The organism is Demequina sp. NBRC 110055, from assembly GCF_002090135.1.
Taxonomy (GTDB): Bacteria; Actinomycetota; Actinomycetes; order Actinomycetales; family Demequinaceae; genus Demequina.
Map to the genome: position 1 here is coordinate 197,834 of NZ_BBRL01000010.1, position 1,029 is coordinate 198,862.

General features: G+C 62.0%; 1 protein-coding gene. It reads left to right on the forward strand.

Annotated features, from left to right (window positions below):
• Positions 1–1,029 (forward strand): IS30 family transposase (locus tag B7K24_RS12135; RefSeq protein WP_084130607.1); only part of this gene is annotated, 1,029 nt, incomplete at both ends.

A 1,029-nucleotide genomic window follows, 5' to 3' on the forward strand; every position in this document is an offset into this window, starting at 1 on the left:
TTATCGTCGTCTCAGCGTTGTCGAGCGTGAACGTATTCATGCTGGGATGGAGCGTGGCGAGTCGATCCGACAGATCGCTCGCGCGATAGGCCGCTCGCCCTCGACGGTGTTGCGTGAGATCCGCGCCAACCTCAAACATCAGCGCTATCGGCCACGAAAGACGCGTGGCAAGGCACGCACAACGCCATGGAACTACTCTCCGCATCGCGCTCAGATCCGTGCCGATAAGCGTGCGGCCAGACGCCGTCGCATACCCAAGCTGGTTGCCAATGAGTGTCTGCGTGACGAGGTCCAAGCCAGACTGTTCCTCAAGCACAGCCCCGAGCAGATCAGCGACAGGCTGCGTGAAGACTTCCCCAACGATCCGGAGATGTGGGTGTCACACGAGACCATCTATCAAGCGATCTACGTCCAGGGACGAGGCGAACTGCGTCGTGAACTGGCGGCGTGTCTACGCACCGGTCGAGCGTTGCGTAAACCCCATCGCAGTGGTCCCAAGCGTCAAGGCCGCATCAAGGACATGGTGCTCATCAGCGAGCGTCCAGCCGAGGCCGAGGACCGAGCCGTGCCAGGCCACTGGGAAGGTGACCTCATCACCGGCAAAGCCAACCAGTCCGCGATCGGCACCCTCGTGGAACGCTCGACCGGGTTCGTGATGCTGCTACACCTGCCCGACGACCACGGCGCCCTGGCCGTTCAAGACGCCATGATCGACGCGATGATGAGCCTGCCCCACCAGCTACGCAAGACCGTCACCTGGGACCAAGGCATCGAGATGGCCGGCCACGCCGCCATCACGCTCGCCACCGACGTGCCGATCTACTTTTGCGACCCCGCCTCACCCTGGCAGCGAGGCTCCAACGAGAACACCAACGGACTTCTACGCCAGTACTTCCCCAAAGGCACCGACCTGTCGGGCTACCACCCCGACTACCTCGAATACGTCGCAAACCAACTCAACGACCGACCTCGCAAACGCCTGGGCTGGAAGACCCCCAAAGAACGACTACGAGAACTACTGTCAGACCC